The sequence below is a fragment of the Psychrobacter sp. 4Bb genome, from assembly GCF_002836735.1.
Taxonomy (GTDB): domain Bacteria; phylum Pseudomonadota; class Gammaproteobacteria; order Pseudomonadales; family Moraxellaceae; genus Psychrobacter.
Genome location: NZ_PJAS01000061.1, coordinates 1 through 18,241 on the forward strand (window position 1 = coordinate 1; position 18,241 = coordinate 18,241).

Consider the following 18,241-nt stretch of genomic DNA (forward strand, 5'->3'; position numbering starts at 1 on the left):
GTGTATGTTAAATATTTACATAGTTCTTATCTGAACCGCCCCGACTTTATCGGAGAGTGATTTACTTGAGTCAGGCAGCGATGCCTGACAGGGTTAAATTATCATAATACCGCTTTTCAAACTCAAAGGGTGACACATATCCAATCGTGCTATGTAGACGCTTCTTGTTGAACCAATCCACCCACTCAAGGGTTGCAAGTTCAACATCGTTCACACCAGTCCAGTTCTGCTTTAAATAATGAATCACCTCAGACTTGTAAAGCCCATTGACCGTTTCAGCCAATGCATTGTCGTATGAATCGCCTGTTGTACCAACAGAAGCAATCACGCCAGAGTCCGTCATCTTATCAGTATAGCGAATAGATAAGTACTGAACCCCTCGATCACTGTGATGAATGACATCTTTGGGATTGTTTCTATCTGTTATCGCTTGATTTAATGCCGCCATTACCATATCCGTGTTCATACGATTCGATACTTTCCAGCCGACAATAGCGCGAGCAAATACATCGATGATAAAAGCGGTATAAACCCAGCCGCTCAATGTCTTGATATAAGTAAAATCTGCAACCCACAGCTGATTAGGACGATGGGCATTAAAGTTACGATTGACCAAGTCGTCAGCACGCTTTTGGTCGTCACGGCTGTTGGTGGTAATCTTACCCTTACCGCGCCAGACACCTTGTAAGCCGTGCTGACTCATTAAACGCTCGACGGTGCAGCGTGCGATATAAATGCCATCTGCCTTCATCTGCCGCCAGACTTTGCGAGCACCATAGCGGCATTTGCTGTCCTGCCAGATGCGTTTAATCTCGCTGAGATAGTAGTCGTCATGCTGACTGCGCAGTGAACGCCTTTCAGGGCAGCACTCTAGGTCTTTAGTACGGTGATAGGTTGACGGGGCAATCGGTAGTACTCTACAAATCAGCTCGACCCCATAACTACCTCTATAGTCATCAATAAACTGAACCATTATCTGGGTGGACGGTCGAGCTCCGCCTGGGCTTCAAGACCAGCAGCCTTACGTATAATCTCATTGGCTTGCTTGAGCTCTTTGTTCTCGCGTTCAAGCTCTTTGATACGCTCTTTGTCACTTTGAGCCTGCACTGAGGCGGGAATGGTTTGGTCTATGTGCTTTTTATGCCACGATCGCAGTGTCTCAGGCGTACAGCCAATCTTTGACGCTATGGCTTGAATGGCTGACCATGTAGAAGGATAGTCGCTCGACGCTTCTATCAGCATGCGAACGGCGCGTTCTTTAATCTCAGGAGTGTAGGTTTGTCTTTTCATTGTCGTATTCTCTCAGAATGTTGAGTCTCCGACAATCCCGGGGCGGTTCAGTTATTGTTAATAATATGGTCTTTATATACTAAAATATTATTTCCAAGTAAGTCTATCTCGTCGTAAAGACTTACTAATAACGAAAATCTGATGTTGCTAACGACAATCAAGGTTAAAGTTAAATTCTAGCAAAAATTATACTTAACACTATCTATTTTAGGCTTATCTATAAGGGTTATTTGGACTTAGTAAGTAATAATTATTTAGACTGTTTGCACTTATACCAGAGTTAAAAATAGATGATGAGAAAATATTTCTAATATATTATAAGCTAAAACAGTCCAAAATTTAATGTGTTTTTGATGGATATTAACTGGACTAAGTGTTTACCTACCACATCAAGTCATCTGGAATCACATAAGCGGCATACGGATCGTCTTCTGCCAATGCTTCCTCAGCAGTGTCGTTTGACACAACCATAAAGCCTTCCATTTTTGAATCAATTCGATCAGCCAATGGGCGAGGCAATAGCGCGTAGCTCTCTTCCAAGCGTGCGATAACCACGTGGCCAGCCACGATTTGATCGTACAGCTTCTGAGTGATAGCGATCTTCTTCACCTTAGACTCATCTACAAACTGATAGCTAACTTCACCATCTGTCTCAGCTATCTGATGCTGCTTAATCATTTGAATGATATTAGCCTTCAGCGCCTTTTCTTCTAGGGCTTGCTGTTTTTGTTGATTGAGCTTTTGATCTTTCTCAAGCTTTTTCGCTTGTGCTTCTGCCAATGCTTTTTTTGCTTCCATGCTTTCTGAGTCACCAGTACGCTTGGCATGCTGAGTTTGCTTACTGATTTTTTTGGCTTTTTTACTATCGACCAAACCAGCCTTTAATAGTTGAGCCTGTAGGGCATTTTTTGCCATAATACAATCACCTAAATAACGATACTGAAATCATAAATGCTAAAAGACGTATTGTAGCAAAATTTACCAGCGCTTGTGGTTAGACAGTGCTCAGAGTTTATAAAGGCAGCAATATAATACTCTTACAAACCATAAGTAATAATAGGGCTACGAACGGCTAGCACGTTTGCGATGATGGCAAAAGCGCATACATCACTGGATGAAGCCGCCCAAATTGGTTATCATCGAATTGAGGGATATATTTTCTGTAGATGTCTCCCAATAAAGGGCATAGCTTGATTATGTATGACAAGCTGTATAGGAATGAACTACCCACTACCTTAGAGGTAGAGGTTTCTTAGGTAACGCTCATACTTGACACAATATTCTGTATCAGCGGTTAAGCGAATTGACTGAGCTAACCCTGTCGCACCGACAGTTTTTGAGTGTGTAGCCAGTAGCAATCCTTGATGTAAGATGTTGATACTGGCATTAAGGTCGCGGTCATTTTCTTGCATACAACTTGGACAATTCCAAGATCTTAACGACAGCGGTAATTCAGCTTTCGTCAGCAAGTGACCACAGTTTGAGCAGGTCTTAGAGGATGGATACCATCGGTCTATTTTTACCAGCGTTTTACCATACCATTCTGCTTTATAGGCCAGCATGGTGGTGAATGACGACCAAGCGCTGTCCGATATGGCTTTAGCCAGTTTCCTGTTCTTAACCATACCCTTTACATTCAAGTCCTCTATGGCAATCACATCGTGGTTTTTGATGATATTGAATGAGAGCTTATGTAGAAAGTCTTTGCGGCTATTGGTTATTTTCTCGTAGACTTTAGCGACTTTGATTTTTTGCTTTTGGTAGTTACCGCTCTCTGATAGTTTACGTTGATCCGCTTTGGCCACAGCTCTACGTTTGGCTAAAATCTTTTGTTCTCGCGCCAGTTTATCTTGCAACTTTGCCAGAAACTTAGGATTGGCAACTCTGCATCCATTTGATAAGACGATGAAGTGGGTCAGTCCTAAATCAATGCCGATATTAGAGTGAGTCTTTGGTAGTGGCTCAACGACCGTTTCAACCAATAGGCTGACGTAATACTTGTCTGATGGGGTTTTGCTGATGGTGGCACTTTTTATTAAGCCGTTTATTTTATTGGAGAATTTGGCGTTGATATGACCGATTTTAGGCAGTTTAACGGTATGGTTAGTGACTGAAACTGTGCCTTTTTGATTGTTGGTGGTATAGCTGTCTTTGATGCCTTTTTTCTTGAACTTGGGGAAGCCAAACCCGTCTTTGAAGAAACGACCAAAAGCACCTCTTAGCTGTTGTTGCACATTAGCCAAGGCCAAGCTATCCACTTCTTTGAGCCATTCAAACTCTTTTTTGTACTGAGCTGGGGTGTTGTTTAGGGTGTTTTTAGTGGTCTTGTAGTGCGCCATCTTATCACCAAGCATCTTATTCCAAATAAAGCGCGTACAGCCGAATGATTTAGCAAAGAATATTTGCTGATCGGCATTTGGATATAATCTGACTTTATAGGCTTTTAGGATTTGCGTGGGCATACAGACGGTGCTTATATTTCGTGCTATATTTATTATTAATAATACCACACGTAGAAATAGTTACTACCAACAACGCATTCATCCCACTACTTTAGAAGTAGGGGAGTTCCGCGCTAAGGTGTTAAATAACTCAATCTAAGGACAGATTATGACAACATCACAGCACATTTTGGCCTGTATTGACGGCTCGGCAGTGACTGAATCGGTTTGTGACTATGCAGCATGGTATGCCAGTAAACTAAACGTACCTGTTGGGTTATTGCATGTCAGTGACATACCAGCATCGACCAGGCGGGATTTATCAGGTGCTATAGGCATAAATAGCCGCCAGTTTTTATTAGAAGAGTTGTCCCAGTTAGATGAGCAAAGAGCAAAAGTCGTCAACAGCTATAGTAATGCGTTGGTACAAGATGCAAAAAGCCACATTCAAAGCAGTTTTGCTGATGTCAATGTTCGCGTTTATCAACGCCACGGTAAGTTGCTTCCTAGTATTGAGCATTTTAAAGAAGAAAATCGTGCGATTGTGATGGGACGACGCGGAGAAGATCATAAGAACAGTCGGATTAATATTGGTAGTCAGATTGAGACGGTCGCTCGTGGGTCAGATATTCCTATATTGATTTGTTCAGAGAAATTTGAAGAGCCAAGCTCCTATATGATTGCCTTTGATGGTAGCAAAACCTCTATTAAAGCGGCACGAATGGTATCAAAAAGTCCACTATTAAAAGGTCTAAAAGGTCATATCGTGATGGTGGGCAATCATAATGACGTCGCCAAGCAAAGTATGAGCGCCGCCGCTGCACAGTTAGAAGATGCCGGGTTTGTCGTTGAAGCACATCACTTATCTGCTTCTGATGCGGTGGACGGGTTGTTAAAGTTTCAGGTAGAAAACAATGTCGACATTATGGTGGTAGGTGCGTACGGACATTCGAAATGGCAGCAACTGTTTCTCGGTAGTACAACGACAGAAATTATCGCTAGCACTTTATCGCCGGTCATTCTAGTGCGGTAATAACGTCATATATTTGTGTCTATCGTCTAGAGCGTGTCCTCAGTTTTATATTGTGGGTACGCCCTAATCATTTAATATCTTTGGAATATTTGGTGGTGTTCTAAAAAGTATGCTGGTGATAAAAGTCAATAAGAAATCTATGCTAAGTTCTCTGATTCTATAGGGCTTTCAAGGCTTCAAAAATTGTTCAAATTTTAATCAGCATACTTTTTGACACACCACCGAATATTTTATGCTAATTAATGCAGATTTTTCACAACGCGCTTCATTAATCCCTGAAGCACATCAATGGATTAAGTCACCACAAAACGGTGTAGAGCGTGTGATGCTTGATCGTATGGGCGCGGAGAAAGCTCGCGCTACCAGTCTTGTACGTTATGCGCCAAACTCTTACTTCCCGTATCATTTGCATCCAGGCGGCGAAGAGATATTGGTATTATCAGGCACTTTTTCTGCAGATGACACTCATTATCCAGCAGGTTGGTATTTACGTAACCCACCGTCTTCAGGTCATCGGCCTTATAGTGACGAAGGTGCTGTCATTTTCGTTAAATTGCGGCAAATGTCGTCTGACGAAACGCAGCACGTGGCTATCGACACTTATAATGATGCTAATTGGCAGCAACAAGGCAACCGTACTATCTGCCCGCTTTTTTCCGATGGGGTAGAGCACGTTAGTCTACAGCGTATCGATGCAGGCGAGTTGTTATTCACTGAGACAGTTCATGGCGGTGAAGAAATATTAGTTGTAGCAGGCGAGCTAATAGAGGGCGGACAGATATATCAGCAGAATAGTTGGATACGCCTACCGATAGATGCAAATGTACAAATAAAGGCAGGGGTGGAGGGCGTGACGATATACCTAAAAACTGGCAATCCTAACCATATCATCGGTTTAGATATTGAAGAGGTTTGAATGACTTCGTTATTAATAGCTAGTTATTGAAACATACATCATCAAAAACTTTGGCACGTCAATTTTTCAGTCATGAGGTGCCAAATTATCTGTATTAGAACTTAGTACACTATGAGAAATTCTTATCTATATATGAGTATCTTTGTTCTCAAAGTCAGCTAGCATCTCTGTGATTAGCTGATCCTTTTGATGCCATATTTGCTCTACCCATTCAAACATCTGTGCTTTTATCGCTTCATCTGTTTCATAGCCGCCGTTTTTGATCGCAGTAAACAGGTCTTCAGGTATCTCTATATGTCGCACATCGACGCCTAGACGTTTGATGTTACCTTTCCATAGATCACTATAAGTTGGTACACCGTCAGGGTAGACAATCGTCATGTCCAAAATCCCATCAATCTCTTCCCCTAATGCACTCATAGCCAGTGACAACCCGCCAGCGCGCGGTTTGAGTAAATGCGTATATGGGGATTTTTGTTTATCATGTTTGCTAGGAGTGAAGCGAGTCCCTTCTAGATAGTTCAATAGTGTAAAAGGCTTGTCCTTGAGCAATGCACATGCTCGTTTCGCTTCTTCGATATCCTTACCCTTTAGAGCAGGGTTTTTGGCGATGGCTTCTTTAGAGTGTCGACGCATCATAGGAAAGTCGAGAAAGTAGAAAGCTTGACCAATGACAGGGATATATATGAGCTCAAACTTGGTAAAAAAACGCGTCAATGGCAAACGTTTTTCGCTGATATATTGCACGATACTGGTATCAACCCATGACTGATGATTGCTTACCAGTAGATACTTACCGTTGGTATGCACATCGTCAGGTAGGTTAATGCGCCAGTCTTTGCGCGGTAATACGTTATCGATCAATGCATTGTTGCTATTGATCCAATAGTTCGTCACATCGATAACGGCTTTGTCAGCGATGGCAGCACCGGTGATAGCCTTGGTAGCACCCATTACCCAGACAGGTAAACCAGCTAACATACTATTAAAAGTGATAACGCTGGTTGCTGTCGTCAGTGAGGCAGCTTTGCCCAATTTTGGAGCGCGTTCATGTAATTTTTGAACGATTGATTTCAATCGCATATCGAATCCTTTTACTCATACCTATGATGAGATATTGATAATGTTGCTGCATGATTTTAGCAGAAATTAATCTCAGTGTACGAGTGTTAACAACAAATAATAAACAGCATTGGTGAATTAGAACGTACAATTATATCAAGATTTTGCCAAAGCGAAATACGAACCAGACCATAAACACAGTCTGTTTTATTTATAAAAACTAACCGATGAAAAAAGAAATATAGCTTGCTCAAAGGTAAAATGTTTGTAGATGATATTTTGAGTTCAAATATAGCCCTTATATGCTGGCTAGTCTATGAATTTTGTACAGAACCTCTTTTTATAGATTCACAGTGCTACTCGCACATTAGTACTGATCAAATACTAAGGAAGTTAGATATGAAGCGACTACGTTTGATAGCAGATAGGTTATCAATAAATAAAAAAAGGGCGTATCAAGAATTATCTCAATACGCCCTTTGCAATTTAACTGGTTAGATATTAATCAGCCAAATAATCGAGTGAATCAACACTCTATATTTACTATATCAATTAGCCGTGCATACCACGGATAGGGTAGTTGTTTTCTGGGTTTCTAACAAAAGCCAAACCATTTGCCAAGGCTTCAAGATCTGGTCTAGAGAACGGTGCGTTCGAGATATCAACGATATGTACTTTTCCTTCAGCATTGATAACGAATACAGCAGGTTCAGCGAAAGGATGATCAGTTTCTTTTTCTGAACGTGGGTCAGAGATGTATAGACCTAGCGTGTTCATCTGCTCGATAGTCAGACCATAAGCCATAGGGAAACTGACATCTATTTGATCGAGATGACCTTCTAACTGCTCTTTGCTGTCTGCAGATACTGCGATGATATCGACACCGACGTCATAGAAAGACTGTTTTACTGTCTCTAAGGTATTTAAGTATTTTGTGCAAATTGGGCAATGTTTACCACGGTATACAACAACCAGTTTCCAGTCATGACCGTTTTCAGGTTTGCCTAACGAAGTCATTTCACTGTTTAATACTTGTACTTCCATTTTAGGAAACGTAGTACCGGCTTGAATTTTTTGAGCATAATCTGTTGACATAGTTCTTATCCTTTTTAATAGTATTTTTATGGTTAGTTGGTATTTAACAGCCTTACAGTAGCAGTCTTAAGTGCAAAAGTATTGGATGTTTACAGTCGTCCCAAGTAGTAACAGGAAAAATTAACATTACCTTTAAATTCGATTAATAAGACTACTTAAGTAGGCTAGGGCATATCATCAATTAGCACATTGAAACATTTAGTGGTCTTAAAATGGCTAAATTTTGTCAAACATCGTCAGAAATCTTGTCAATATGTTCATATTTGCGGCGAGTTCTTCCTTGTTTGACTGCAATTTTTCTCATTTTGAGCCTCACAATCTAAATGATGACACGCCCTAGTAAGTCATAGACAAAGCGTCTATTTTTTTGCTTCTTCAGTTGTCTGAGCGTCTGTTTTATCTTGAGTTTTTAGCTCAAAGTCTGAGGCGTCATGACGCTCGTGTAGTTGCTCAGCAGGTTCACCCCAAGTGCGGTTTACCTTGCGACCACGTTGCACAGCAGGACGCTCTAAAATCTCAGTTGCCCAGCGGCGTACATTTGGATAGCTCTCAACTTGCAGGAACTCTCCTGCATTGTATGCTTCGCCTAGTATTAGATTGCCATACCAAGGCCAAGTGGCGATATCTGCAATCGTATACTCATTGCCACCTAAATAGCGATTTCCTGCAAGCTCACGTTCTAGTACATCTAATTGGCGTTTCACTTCCATCGTGAATCGATTGATAGGGTACTCAAACTTTTCTGGTGCATAGAAGTAGAAATGTCCAAAACCGCCACCCAAGTAAGGGGCAGAGCCTTGTAACCAGAAGAGCCAATTCATCACTTCAGTACGTGCTGCTGCATCTTTAGGCAGTAGTTTTCCGAATTTTTCGGCAAGATAGAATAAAATAGCGCCACTCTCAAACACACGGCTACCAGTCTCTGTATCCAAAAGCACAGGAATTTTTGAGTTTGGATTTAGCTCAACGAAACCTGATGAGAACTGTCCGCCTTCACCAATTTGAATAAGGTGCGCGTCGTACTCAGCTTCTGTCACACCCAACGCCAATAATTCTTCGACCATAATGGTGACTTTTTGACCGTTAGGGGTACCCATTGAGTAGATTTGCAACGGATGTTTGCCGCGAGGTAGTTCTGCTTCATGCGTTGGGCCAGCGATAGGGCGGTTGACACTTGCCCACTTACCGCCGCTTTCTGCATCCCATGTCCAGACGCTGGGTGGCTCGTAATGATTAGAGTTTGACATAATGATGATACCTTTTTATATACTGTGCTCAGTAGGGTGTAATTGGTAAATCAGCTCCAGTTTATTGTTTTTATTCTGGCATGTCTGCTAGTTGCTTTAAGATGTTTTTGTAGTTTTCTACACCTTGCGCGCCGCTTACCAGATGCCGACTGTTAAAGATAACCGATGGTACGCTTTGAACACCTTGTTGTTTTGAGTGCTGTACGGCTTCACGTATCACATTGGCAAAGCGTTGGTCTGCGATAACGGCGAGTGCTTCATTACGATCTAGTCCAATATCTGCTGCGACATCTGCCAGTACGGTACTGTCAGCCACGTTTTTATTATCAACGAAGTGTGCAACGAATAATGCTTGTTTTAGGTCGTGCATACGTCCTTGCTGATCAGCCCAATGCAGTAACTGATGCGCATTAAAAGTATTGTAGGTACGGAAATCATCGGTAAACTGAAAATTAAATCCAGCTTCTGCACCTGCTGCTGTCATTCTAGCTCGGCTCTCTTTAACGTCTTCAGCAGTTGTACCGTACTTCTCCATAATATGCTCACGATAGTTTCGTCCTCCGTGCGGCGTATTAGAATTTAGTTCAAATGGATGCCAATGAATCTCATGCGGCGTGTTGGTTTGTTTTAATGCCTCGGCCAATTGACTATAACCGATAGCGCACCAAGGGCATACAATGTCTGACACGATGTCTATTTGTAAGGGTTTTTTTACCTGTTCCATAGGATCTCTCATTAGCGATGAATTAAAATGAAAAACTGCTGCCCGAAGATGTTTCGAACAACAGCATGAAAACATCAAATAGACTGTGTCAGCGTTAGCTGAAAAACGTATTAGTCAGCTTTATGCCATTCAAACTTCTGGAATGGTTTGTCGACTGGTGTGTTAGCTAGGTGGTTCGTGTAGTTGCTCATGACTTTTTGAGCAGCACCAAGGATAACTTCAAGAATCTGACGCTTAGTGTAGCCTGCATCTAAAAACGCTTGAACAGCGCTGTCATCAACGTTACCACGATTACGGACTACAGATAGTGTGAAGGTACGCAATGCTTCCAATTTTTCAGTTGGTAGTGGCGTTTCATCACGTAATGCATCAGTGATAGCGTCATCTACTTTCATGCTCTTAGCAATACCAGTATGCGCAGGCACACAGTAATGGCAAGCATGCTCAACGTTGATAGTTTGCCATACAACAGTGGTCTCTTCATCATCAAAGCTACTGTCTAAAAACAGTTGATGTAGCTGTTGGTAGCCTTCTAGTAAGCCAGGCGCTTCAGCCATCACAGCATGTAGGTTAGGTACCATACCAAATGCTTTGATTGAAGAATCAAGTAAGTCTTTGCTTTCTGCTGGGGCTGTGTCTTTATCGTGTAGAGTAAATTCGGTCATAATATAATTCCTGATAATAGGTTTAAGATTTAGTGTGTTTTAGAGTTTTCATGCCCGCTTCAAAGCAGTCGCTGATTTACATTTAATTATTGGCTTGAGTAATCGTTCAAGTAAATTGTAATGGCTAAATTACATTATTCTGCTTAATTCATACTACTCTATTAATATCAATATCTTAAGAAGGTAACACTGTGTAAGTAGTAAGAAAAAACAACGATAAAAATATTTTTTAACTTTAGTGGCTCTGTAGTACGAACAAGACTTATCGAAATGGAGCTGATCGACTTCATCCATTGCATGTAGAGAAAATAGTATTAATATGATGCTTATTATATCAATATATAACATTACTTGAACGACCGTTCATTTGTGGTTATAGTGTATATCAGACAATAAAAATGTGCTTCAAATTTCGACGTCTATTTTTGTTATCTCATTACAGTTTTTATAGTCATTAGTATAGTCACTAGATTTGATAGTCATCAGACGACTGTCTTCATATAATAGGATAAAGTTATGCTTAAATTTTATTTTCATCAAACGCCAAACCCAATGAAAGTAGCATTGTTTCTTGAAGAAACTGGTCTGCCTTATGAGCTTGTGGCAGTAGATACTCTAAAAGGTGAGCAGCATACACCTGAGTACCGTGCTATCAACCCAAACGGCAAAACACCTGCCCTAGAAGATGATGGCAAACGCGTGTTTGATTCTACAGCTATCTTGATGTATCTTTCTGAAAAAACAGGCAAGCTGGCAGGACAGCCAGAAGATCGTAGCGAGATGCTATCGTGGCTAATGTTTGTAGCATCTGGATTGGGCCCTTTTTCTGGTCAATCTGTTCACTTTAGACATAAAGCGCCAGAAAAAATCCCATATGCAATTAATCGCTACCTTCGTGAGGCTGAGCGTCATTATGAAGTGCTAGATACGCACCTAGAAGGCCGTGAATATATGGTTGGTGATAGCTACTCAATCGCTGATATTTCTACTTGGGGCTGGATTGATAAGGCGACAGTTGTACTAAGCGAAGGCGGCTTGGATAATTATACGAATCTAAAGCGCTGGTTTGATAGCATTAATGCTCGTCCAGCGGTACAAAAAGCCCGTGACATTCCTAAAGGTATTGATTTCAAAACTGAGTTTGACGACGTTGCTGCACGCGCGCTTTATCCGCAAAACTTTGATAAAAATAGTTAATCGAAGCAAAGAGACTCAATAAGTCTTATAATATAAAAAGTGATTAAAACCAGTAACTAAGGTTGATTCTACAAACTTTGCCTTAAAATAGATTTTAATGACTATGTGCAGAATTCCTCTACCTTTAAAGTAGAGGGATGAGTATATCATTATTTTTTAGTATAGCTTAAGATGTTATCATACCTTATGCCCAAACAAATCTTAAAAGCTTATAAAGTGAGATTATATCCAAATGACGAACAGCAAGTATTCTTTGCTAAATCATTTGGATGTACCCGCTTTATTTGGAATAAGATGTTAGCTGATAAGGTTAATCATTATAAAGCAAATAAAACGATTCTAAACAACACCCCTGCTCAGTATAAAAAAGAGTTTGAATGGCTCAAAGAAGTAGATAGCTTAGCGTTAGCTAACGTGCAGCAGAACCTTCGCAGCGCCTATAAAAAGTTTTTCGAACAAGGCACAGGCTTCCCTAAATTCAAGAAAAAAGGTATCAAAGACAGCTACACCACTAACAACCAAAAAGGGACGGTTGCACTCACATATAACAGTGTCAAACTCCCTAAAATTGGTCATATCAAAGCAAAAATACATCGCCGCATTAATGGGCTTATTAAAAGTGCCACTATCAGCGCAACTCCATCTGGTAAGTACTTTGTCAGCCTATTGGTTGAAACAGTAGTGGAGCCGCTACCAAAGACTTATTCTAATATAGGCATTGATTTAGGATTGACCAACTTTATTGTCTTATCAGACAGTACTAAAGTTGCTAATCCTAGGTTTCTATCGAAGCTGAAAGACAAGCTTGCGCGTGAGCAAAAGATTTTAGCCAAACGTAGAGAGGTTGCTAAAGCTCAGCAGCGTAAGCTGTCAGACAGTCGTAATTATCAAAAGCAAAAAGTTAAAGTCGCGAAGATTTACGAAAAAATAACCAACCAGCGTCTTGATTTTCTACATAAACTCTCATTCAATATCATCAAAAACCACGATGTCATTGCTATAGAGGACTTGAACATTAAAGGGATGGTTAAAAACAGAAAGCTTGCCAAAGCTATTAACGATAGTTCATGGTCAGTCTTTACAATTATGCTTGCTTATAAAGCAGAATGGTATGACAAAGCGCTTGTGAGAATAGACCAATGGTATCCGTCATCTAAAACATGCTCAGGCTGTGATTATGTTCTTGGCAAAGATGACCTTAAACTCAGCGATAGATTATGGGACTGCCCAAGGTGTCTACAGACCCATGATCGAGACATCAATGCCAGCATCAATATCTTAAATCAAGGATTGATATTGGTTAAACAATCAAAAACTGTCGGTGCGATAGGGTTAGCTTAGTAAATTCGCTTAACCGCTGATACAGAATAGCGTATTAAGTAAGAGCGTTACCTAAGAAACCTCTACCTATAAGCAAGGTAGTGGATAGTTCATGGCAAAGATATTAAGGTGAAAATTATGAGTGCTCCGATAAAGTTCAATCGTGAGGATGTGATCGAAAAAGCAAAAAATCTCTATTGGGAAAAAGGCTATCACGCGACATCAATGCGCAATTTGCAAGATGTGGTGAATATGCACCCAGGTAGTATTTATGCAGCTTTTGGTAGTAAAGATAAACTATTTACAGAATCGCTGAATCGCTATGCCGCAGATGGTGCCAAGAGATTGGCCGACTGTATTGAGCAAAAAGACACAGTGTTGGATGGCTTAAAACATTTTATCCATACGGTGATTGTCTGTAATAGCGCCACTGCGCCTAGTGGTATGTGCATGATCGTCAAAACAGTCGCTGAGCTTACTCAAAACGATAGTCCAGATTTGCTCGCACATGCAACGAATATCTTAGAAGGTATAGAGGCGTCATTTGCCGTGCTCTTTGGACAAGCCATTGATAGCGGTGAAATTAGCGCAGAAAAAGATCCAGTTGAGCTGGCGCGTTATTTCCAAATTCAAATTATAGGTCTCAGGACTTATGCGCAGGTCACTAACGACAATGATGCAGTAGAGAAATATATCGATGATATTTTTAAAAATATCGTATAGCAGGGCTGGATAAAAAGCAGATTTTTAGTTATGACAGCTCGCGCCTTTTGTCGTTGACCAATCATCATATAGTCAGTCTTTTATAAATAAGATACAATACTTTTAAAACCGAGAGAAAGATATTAATAACGATGACTTATTCTGCAGACTTCCGGGCGCAAGTGATCAAAAGCGTCAAAAACAAAGACATGACTATTCGTCAAGCGTGTACTTTCTATAATGTTAGCAAAACGGCGTTACAACGCTGGTTGAAGAACCCTAGTATCAAACAATCTCGGGATAAACCACCCAGTAAAATACCAAATGAAGCACTTCTTCAAGACGTTGCGCAATATCCAGACGATTACATGTATGAGCGAGCACAGCGTTTAAATTGTAGCAAATCAGGCATTGAGATTGCCTTAAAGCGTTTGGGTATCAGTCAAAAAAAAGACCTTGGAACATCCAAAAGCCTGTCTGATCAAAAGAACGGCGTATTTAAGTAAGCTTGATCGCTTTACGCAACAAGGCTACCCCATTATTTATATGGACGAGAGCGGCTTCGAAGCTGAAACAACAAGACCTTGTGGCTATGCGCCAATCGGTAGCCCTTGTATTGATAGCTACAACTGGCAAGCAAAAAAGCGTACTAACGTAATAGGCGCTCTGTATAAAAAGATACTGTTTGCGCTTGATTACTTTGAGCAGAATATTAACAGCAACATATTCTACAACTGGTGCAAACGAACACTAATTCCAAGCCTTAAAACCAAATGCGTTATTGTCATGGATAATGCTCGGTTTCATAAAAATAAGCGTATTCAAAAACTACTAAATAGGCATGGCCATCGTATTTTATGGCTGCCACCCTACAGCCCTGATCTGAACCCTATCGAGAAAAAATGGGCGCAAGCTAAGTTTCTACGCCAAGGGTGGATGGAGAATAATCTACCTAAGCTCTTTCATGATATGGGTTGTATCCCTTTTATTGTGGATTGACTATATTATTACTAAAAACCCTGATTGCTAGTACATTAGCAATCAGGGTTTTCGTTATCTATTACTGTGCTTTTGGATTGTCATTGATGAACTTCAGTAGAAGCTCAGCCAACGTTTCGCCTTGGTCTTCTTGCAGAAAATGACCGCCATTAACAATAGTCGTATGATTTTGGCCTTTGGTACCAGGAATTAGCTTTTGCATGATGCGATCACCGCCACCAGTTACGGGGTCAGAATCACTAAACAATGTAATCAATGGCTTGTTCCATTTGCTTAGCACGCCCCAAGCTGCACGGTTGTTTTCTGAAGCAGGATCATCTGGTGTCGTGGGCACTAGGATAGGAAACTGTCTAGCACCTTCTTTATAGGACTCATCAAGGAAGGGTGCATCGTAAGCATCCAGTACGGCTTGAGACAATGTCGTTGTGGTACCGCTTTTGATGGTGCCTGCTACATTGAACTGCGGCGTCTCCTGAGAGAACTTCTGCCATTTGCGAAAGCCTTCGCCCGGATCGTGATCCCCAGTCGGTAGCATCGTGTTGCCTGCTGCGACGCGATCGAATTTATCAGGATGCGCTGCTACTAAGCGTAGACCGATTAAACCGCCCCAATCTTGACAAAACAGTGTGATATTTTTTAAGTTCAACTGATCAAACACCGATTGCATCCAATCGACATGGCGCTGATAAGTATAGTCAGTACGCGATGCAGGTTTGTCTGAACGTCCAAACCCAGGAAGGTCTGGTGCAATAACGCGGTGTCCTGCTGCTGTTAGTATGGGAATGACTTTGCGGTACAGATAAGACCAAGAAGGCTCACCATGTAATAATAAGATAGGGTCGGCGTCGCTTGGGCCTTCATCAAGGAAGTGTACGCGTAGCTCGCCACCTTCTGTATCATCGACCATCAAATATTTCGGTTCAAAATCGTAATCTTGCAAGTTAGCAAAACACGATTCAGGTGTCCTAAGTTTTTTCATACATCATCCTTGGGTTAGAAAAATAACAGTGCATTCTGGCACAGGTGTTAGACAGTCTATTAAAAATGAGTCTCTAAGTGCTACTCGACTATCACTGGTAATCCTAGCGATAAAACTATCTGCCGATATACTATGTTGATTAAACGTTCAAAATGAAAACTATACCCTACATGCATTCGTTGCTGCAAACATTAATAGTGGATGCGTCAGTAGCATCCACTATATATAGGATAGGTTTTGAGTTTCATTTTATAAGGCTAATCTAATCGTGACGCCAGTAGACCTTTACCACGACATCGGTACGACTTAGCTCAAGTCGGTCTTTCAGCAATGGGCGCAATGCTTTGGCAGTATTTGCTTCTAGCGCCCCCCAAACTTTATCAATCTGTAGAGGATTGTCAGTCAAATAGTCGCCTAACTCTCTGTCAATTAGCGTGGCTAACTCTGCTCCTGAGTTTGGTTGATTGGTCACTATAGGCAATACGGTAAAACGATCATCCTTGCGGCTTTCCGTATCGCAATCATTATTAGTGTCACTGTCAGTATTGCTGTTGTCATTACCAATGTTATCAATGCAACTGCGCATTTTTACAGTATCGAGGTAGCTTTGATCGCCTGCATCTTGCGTCACGCAAATGACCAATGGTGGTGTAGGATTGTTCCATAGCTCTAGCAGTCGTGCTGCCGTTGGCATTGATGTCTCATCGACAATCAGTACCGCTTGACCGTCTCGTAAGTGCTCTACCTTTTCTGGAAACTCTCGTTTTGTGACGACGGTCTCGCCTGCTTGTAGTGCTGTTGCCCAGTTGCCGCCCGGCGTATCCCCATGCAAAAAAACATCGACCCAAGCTCTTATCTCATCATCAGCTTGCCATGCTTTTCTCAAAGTGTAATAACAGTGAAGACGAGCAGGGCGTACGTTCTCCTTATCGCTACCATTAGTTTTATAGTCACCAGCTTTATTGCCATCAGTGCTATCAGTCATCAATGCGTTGGTCATTGCATTGTGCTCTAAATCAAACAAGTAAGCGTAACCCGCTTCGTTGGTAGGTACTGACGTCGAGTTTTTTGCGCCCTTAGCATTACTTAATTGAGCGGCATTATTTAATGGCGTATCGCTTAATGACAGCATGCTCAATTCAAGGCGCAGCATATTTTTGCTGATTCTATAGCTATTTTGTACCTCAAATACTTGCTTGGTCAGTTTGATTGTTTTTTTGCCTAGCTTTTTATCTGCTCTTTGTTTTAGCAAAATATATTGGGCTTGCAAGTCATCAAGCTGGAAGATGGGGGCGGCAAAAGCGATAAAGAAAGTCTGGTTATGGAGCGAGGTATTGTGAGCGCCAGCTGGTTGAATTTCTGAGCTTTTTAGACAAGTCTGTATAGCAATACCTTCAGCATAAATATCAGTTATTTGCGCATCGACCAGATCCAATTCGGTGGTAGATAATGAGGTAAATGCACTCAAAAATCCAAGCAGTTCGTCGAGGTGCTCTTCATTAATATGCGCGACCACACCTGCTATTTCAGGGTCGTTTAGGGGAGTGTGTTGATTGTTTTGGTTATCGATGTTTTCTGTAGAAGCTAAAAGAAGATTAGTCATATAAATACTCGCAATCAACAGAGCGTTGAAATTAAAGTGAATGAGTTTATAGTTAATGATAATTGTTTTTGTTATCATTTACGAGTAAAATCAATTTTTATTGTGGTTTGATCGTCAAAAATTGGTCTACAACCGATAGCCGATAAACCCTAATTTTTATGACATATTATTTTTATCAACAATGAGTGCTTATATGCTACGTGCAAACCAGCTGACTATCAGCCGTCAAGGAAATACTCTATTAGACAATGTGACTTGTGAGATTGATACCAATCAACTGGTGGCTTTGGTTGGGCATAATGGGTCTGGCAAGTCGACCTTGATCAAAGCGCTAGCGGGTGAGATGGCAAGTAGTAGCGGCAATGCCACTTTAGATGAGCACAGTATCAATGACTATGGCAGTAAGGAATTAGCGCGGCAAATGGCATATCTGCCGCAGCAATTGCCAGAAGCTGCTGGATTCACGGTGCGTGAGCTGGTCATGCTAGGGCGCTATCCTCATCAAAAATGGCTGCAAAAGCCAACTCAAATAGATAAAGACAAAGTCGCGCAAGCATTAAAAGTGACTCAAACCGAAGCGTTTGCTGATCGAATTACTACCACGCTATCTGGTGGTGAGCGCGCTCGTGCGTGGCTTGCGATGTGTCTGGCACAGGATACCCGTTACTTATTGCTCGATGAGCCACTTGCTGCACTTGATATGCACTATCAAATCGAGGTCATTCAGCTCATTCGTCGTCTGGTGGACGAGCAAGGATTAAGCGTGGTAATTATTATCCATGATATTAATTTGGCCGCGCAATATGCCGATCGAGTCATCGCGCTGAAAAATGGTCAAATATGCCACAACGGCGATATCGCCAGTACCATGCAACCTACCGTGCTACACGATATCTTTAATGTCGATATGCAGCTACTCAGTCATCCTATTACTGGACAGCCTGTCGCTGTCGCTTAACGTCTGGTTT

General features: G+C 41.4%; 18 protein-coding genes and 1 other annotated feature. Of the genes, 8 read left to right on the forward strand and 10 right to left on the reverse strand.

Annotation, left to right across the window (positions count from 1 at the left end; translation table 11 throughout):
• Window positions 1–70: 70 nt before the first annotated feature.
• The 3 genes from CXF60_RS07350 to tnpB (CXF60_RS07360) form a co-directional block, all read right to left on the reverse strand.
• A protein-coding gene (locus CXF60_RS07350; RefSeq protein ID WP_102091412.1) for an IS3 family transposase occupies window positions 71–1,290 on the reverse strand; the annotation gives its coding sequence in 2 pieces (ribosomal slippage) (window positions 71–1,008 and window positions 1,008–1,290; 1,221 coding nt in all).
• Window positions 899–1,015 (reverse strand) — a sequence feature (AL1L pseudoknot). (Overlaps the previous gene by 117 nt.)
• A 381-nt stretch (window positions 1,291–1,671) precedes the next feature.
• A complete protein-coding gene (locus tag CXF60_RS07355; protein ID WP_102091413.1) occupies window positions 1,672–2,205 on the reverse strand; it encodes a DUF2058 domain-containing protein in 534 nt (177 codons plus the stop codon).
• 320 nt (window positions 2,206–2,525) lie between these two features.
• Window positions 2,526–3,752, reverse strand: coding sequence for an IS200/IS605 family element RNA-guided endonuclease TnpB (gene tnpB / locus CXF60_RS07360; protein ID WP_228707066.1), 1,227 nt, complete (start codon window positions 3,750–3,752; stop codon window positions 2,526–2,528).
• A 148-nt stretch (window positions 3,753–3,900) separates the two neighbouring features.
• Between tnpB (CXF60_RS07360) and CXF60_RS07365 the strand changes: the two genes are divergently transcribed.
• Together CXF60_RS07365 and CXF60_RS07370 are read left to right on the forward strand one after the other, a co-directional pair.
• On the forward strand, window positions 3,901–4,764 hold the full coding sequence (locus CXF60_RS07365; RefSeq protein ID WP_102091414.1) for a universal stress protein: 864 nt from the start codon (window positions 3,901–3,903) through the stop codon (window positions 4,762–4,764).
• Between the two features lie 232 nt (window positions 4,765–4,996).
• Window positions 4,997–5,680, forward strand: a complete 684-nt coding sequence (locus CXF60_RS07370) for a cupin domain-containing protein (RefSeq protein ID WP_102091415.1) — start codon at window positions 4,997–4,999, stop codon at window positions 5,678–5,680.
• A 126-nt stretch (window positions 5,681–5,806) separates the two neighbouring features.
• Here the strand turns inward: CXF60_RS07370 and CXF60_RS07375 are convergent, their stop codons facing one another.
• The 5 genes from CXF60_RS07375 to CXF60_RS07395 form a co-directional block, all read right to left on the reverse strand.
• Window positions 5,807–6,763: an acyltransferase gene (locus CXF60_RS07375; RefSeq protein ID WP_102091416.1), complete on the reverse strand. Its 957-nt coding sequence runs from the start codon at window positions 6,761–6,763 to the stop codon at window positions 5,807–5,809.
• Window positions 6,764–7,294: 531 nt separating this feature from the next.
• The gene (locus CXF60_RS07380; RefSeq protein ID WP_057760581.1) at window positions 7,295–7,837 is read right to left on the reverse strand and encodes a redoxin domain-containing protein; all 543 of its coding nucleotides are present in this window, start codon (window positions 7,835–7,837) and stop codon (window positions 7,295–7,297) included.
• A gap of 359 nt (window positions 7,838–8,196) precedes the next feature.
• Window positions 8,197–9,084, reverse strand: coding sequence for a glutathione-dependent disulfide-bond oxidoreductase (yghU, locus tag CXF60_RS07385; RefSeq protein WP_102091417.1), 888 nt, complete (start codon window positions 9,082–9,084; stop codon window positions 8,197–8,199).
• A gap of 70 nt (window positions 9,085–9,154) precedes the next feature.
• Window positions 9,155–9,808, reverse strand: a complete 654-nt coding sequence (locus CXF60_RS07390; protein ID WP_102091418.1) for a DsbA family oxidoreductase — start codon at window positions 9,806–9,808, stop codon at window positions 9,155–9,157.
• Between the two features lie 110 nt (window positions 9,809–9,918).
• Window positions 9,919–10,473, reverse strand: coding sequence for a carboxymuconolactone decarboxylase family protein (locus tag CXF60_RS07395; protein ID WP_101205249.1), 555 nt, complete (start codon window positions 10,471–10,473; stop codon window positions 9,919–9,921).
• A gap of 516 nt (window positions 10,474–10,989) precedes the next feature.
• Here CXF60_RS07395 and CXF60_RS07400 point away from each other — a divergent pair.
• The 5 genes from CXF60_RS07400 (at window position 10,990) to CXF60_RS14595 (ending at window position 14,691) form a co-directional block, all read left to right on the forward strand.
• On the forward strand, window positions 10,990–11,670 hold the full coding sequence (locus CXF60_RS07400; protein ID WP_102091419.1) for a glutathione S-transferase family protein: 681 nt from the start codon (window positions 10,990–10,992) through the stop codon (window positions 11,668–11,670).
• Window positions 11,671–11,856: 186 nt separating this feature from the next.
• Window positions 11,857–13,011, forward strand: coding sequence for an IS200/IS605 family element RNA-guided endonuclease TnpB (gene tnpB, locus CXF60_RS07405; protein ID WP_102091511.1), 1,155 nt, complete (start codon window positions 11,857–11,859; stop codon window positions 13,009–13,011).
• Window positions 13,012–13,128: 117 nt separating this feature from the next.
• Window positions 13,129–13,713, forward strand: coding sequence for a TetR/AcrR family transcriptional regulator (locus CXF60_RS07410; protein WP_101205246.1), 585 nt, complete (start codon window positions 13,129–13,131; stop codon window positions 13,711–13,713).
• 131 nt (window positions 13,714–13,844) lie between these two features.
• Window positions 13,845–14,198, forward strand: a complete 354-nt coding sequence (locus tag CXF60_RS14590; protein ID WP_102091420.1) for an IS630 transposase-related protein — start codon at window positions 13,845–13,847, stop codon at window positions 14,196–14,198.
• Window positions 14,149–14,691, forward strand: a complete 543-nt coding sequence (locus CXF60_RS14595) for an IS630 family transposase (protein ID WP_145990208.1) — start codon at window positions 14,149–14,151, stop codon at window positions 14,689–14,691. Before CXF60_RS14590 ends, CXF60_RS14595 begins: the two co-directional genes overlap by 50 nt.
• Before the next feature lie 61 nt (window positions 14,692–14,752).
• Here CXF60_RS14595 and CXF60_RS07425 read toward each other — a convergent pair whose 3' ends face one another.
• Both CXF60_RS07425 and CXF60_RS07430 read right to left on the reverse strand, forming a co-directional pair.
• Window positions 14,753–15,670 (reverse strand): haloalkane dehalogenase, encoded by a 918-nt coding sequence (locus CXF60_RS07425; protein ID WP_102091422.1) that lies wholly within the window; start codon window positions 15,668–15,670, stop codon window positions 14,753–14,755.
• 262 nt (window positions 15,671–15,932) lie between these two features.
• Complete coding sequence (locus CXF60_RS07430) at window positions 15,933–17,273, reverse strand: siderophore-interacting protein (RefSeq protein ID WP_180958114.1); 1,341 nt, start codon at window positions 17,271–17,273, stop codon at window positions 15,933–15,935.
• Between the two features lie 193 nt (window positions 17,274–17,466).
• Here CXF60_RS07430 and CXF60_RS07435 point away from each other — a divergent pair, with 193 nt between their 5' ends.
• Window positions 17,467–18,231 carry an ABC transporter ATP-binding protein gene (locus CXF60_RS07435; RefSeq protein ID WP_102091424.1) on the forward strand — a complete coding sequence of 255 codons (765 nt, stop codon included), beginning with the start codon at window positions 17,467–17,469 and terminating at the stop codon, window positions 18,229–18,231.
• Window positions 18,232–18,241: the final 10 nt, after the last annotated feature.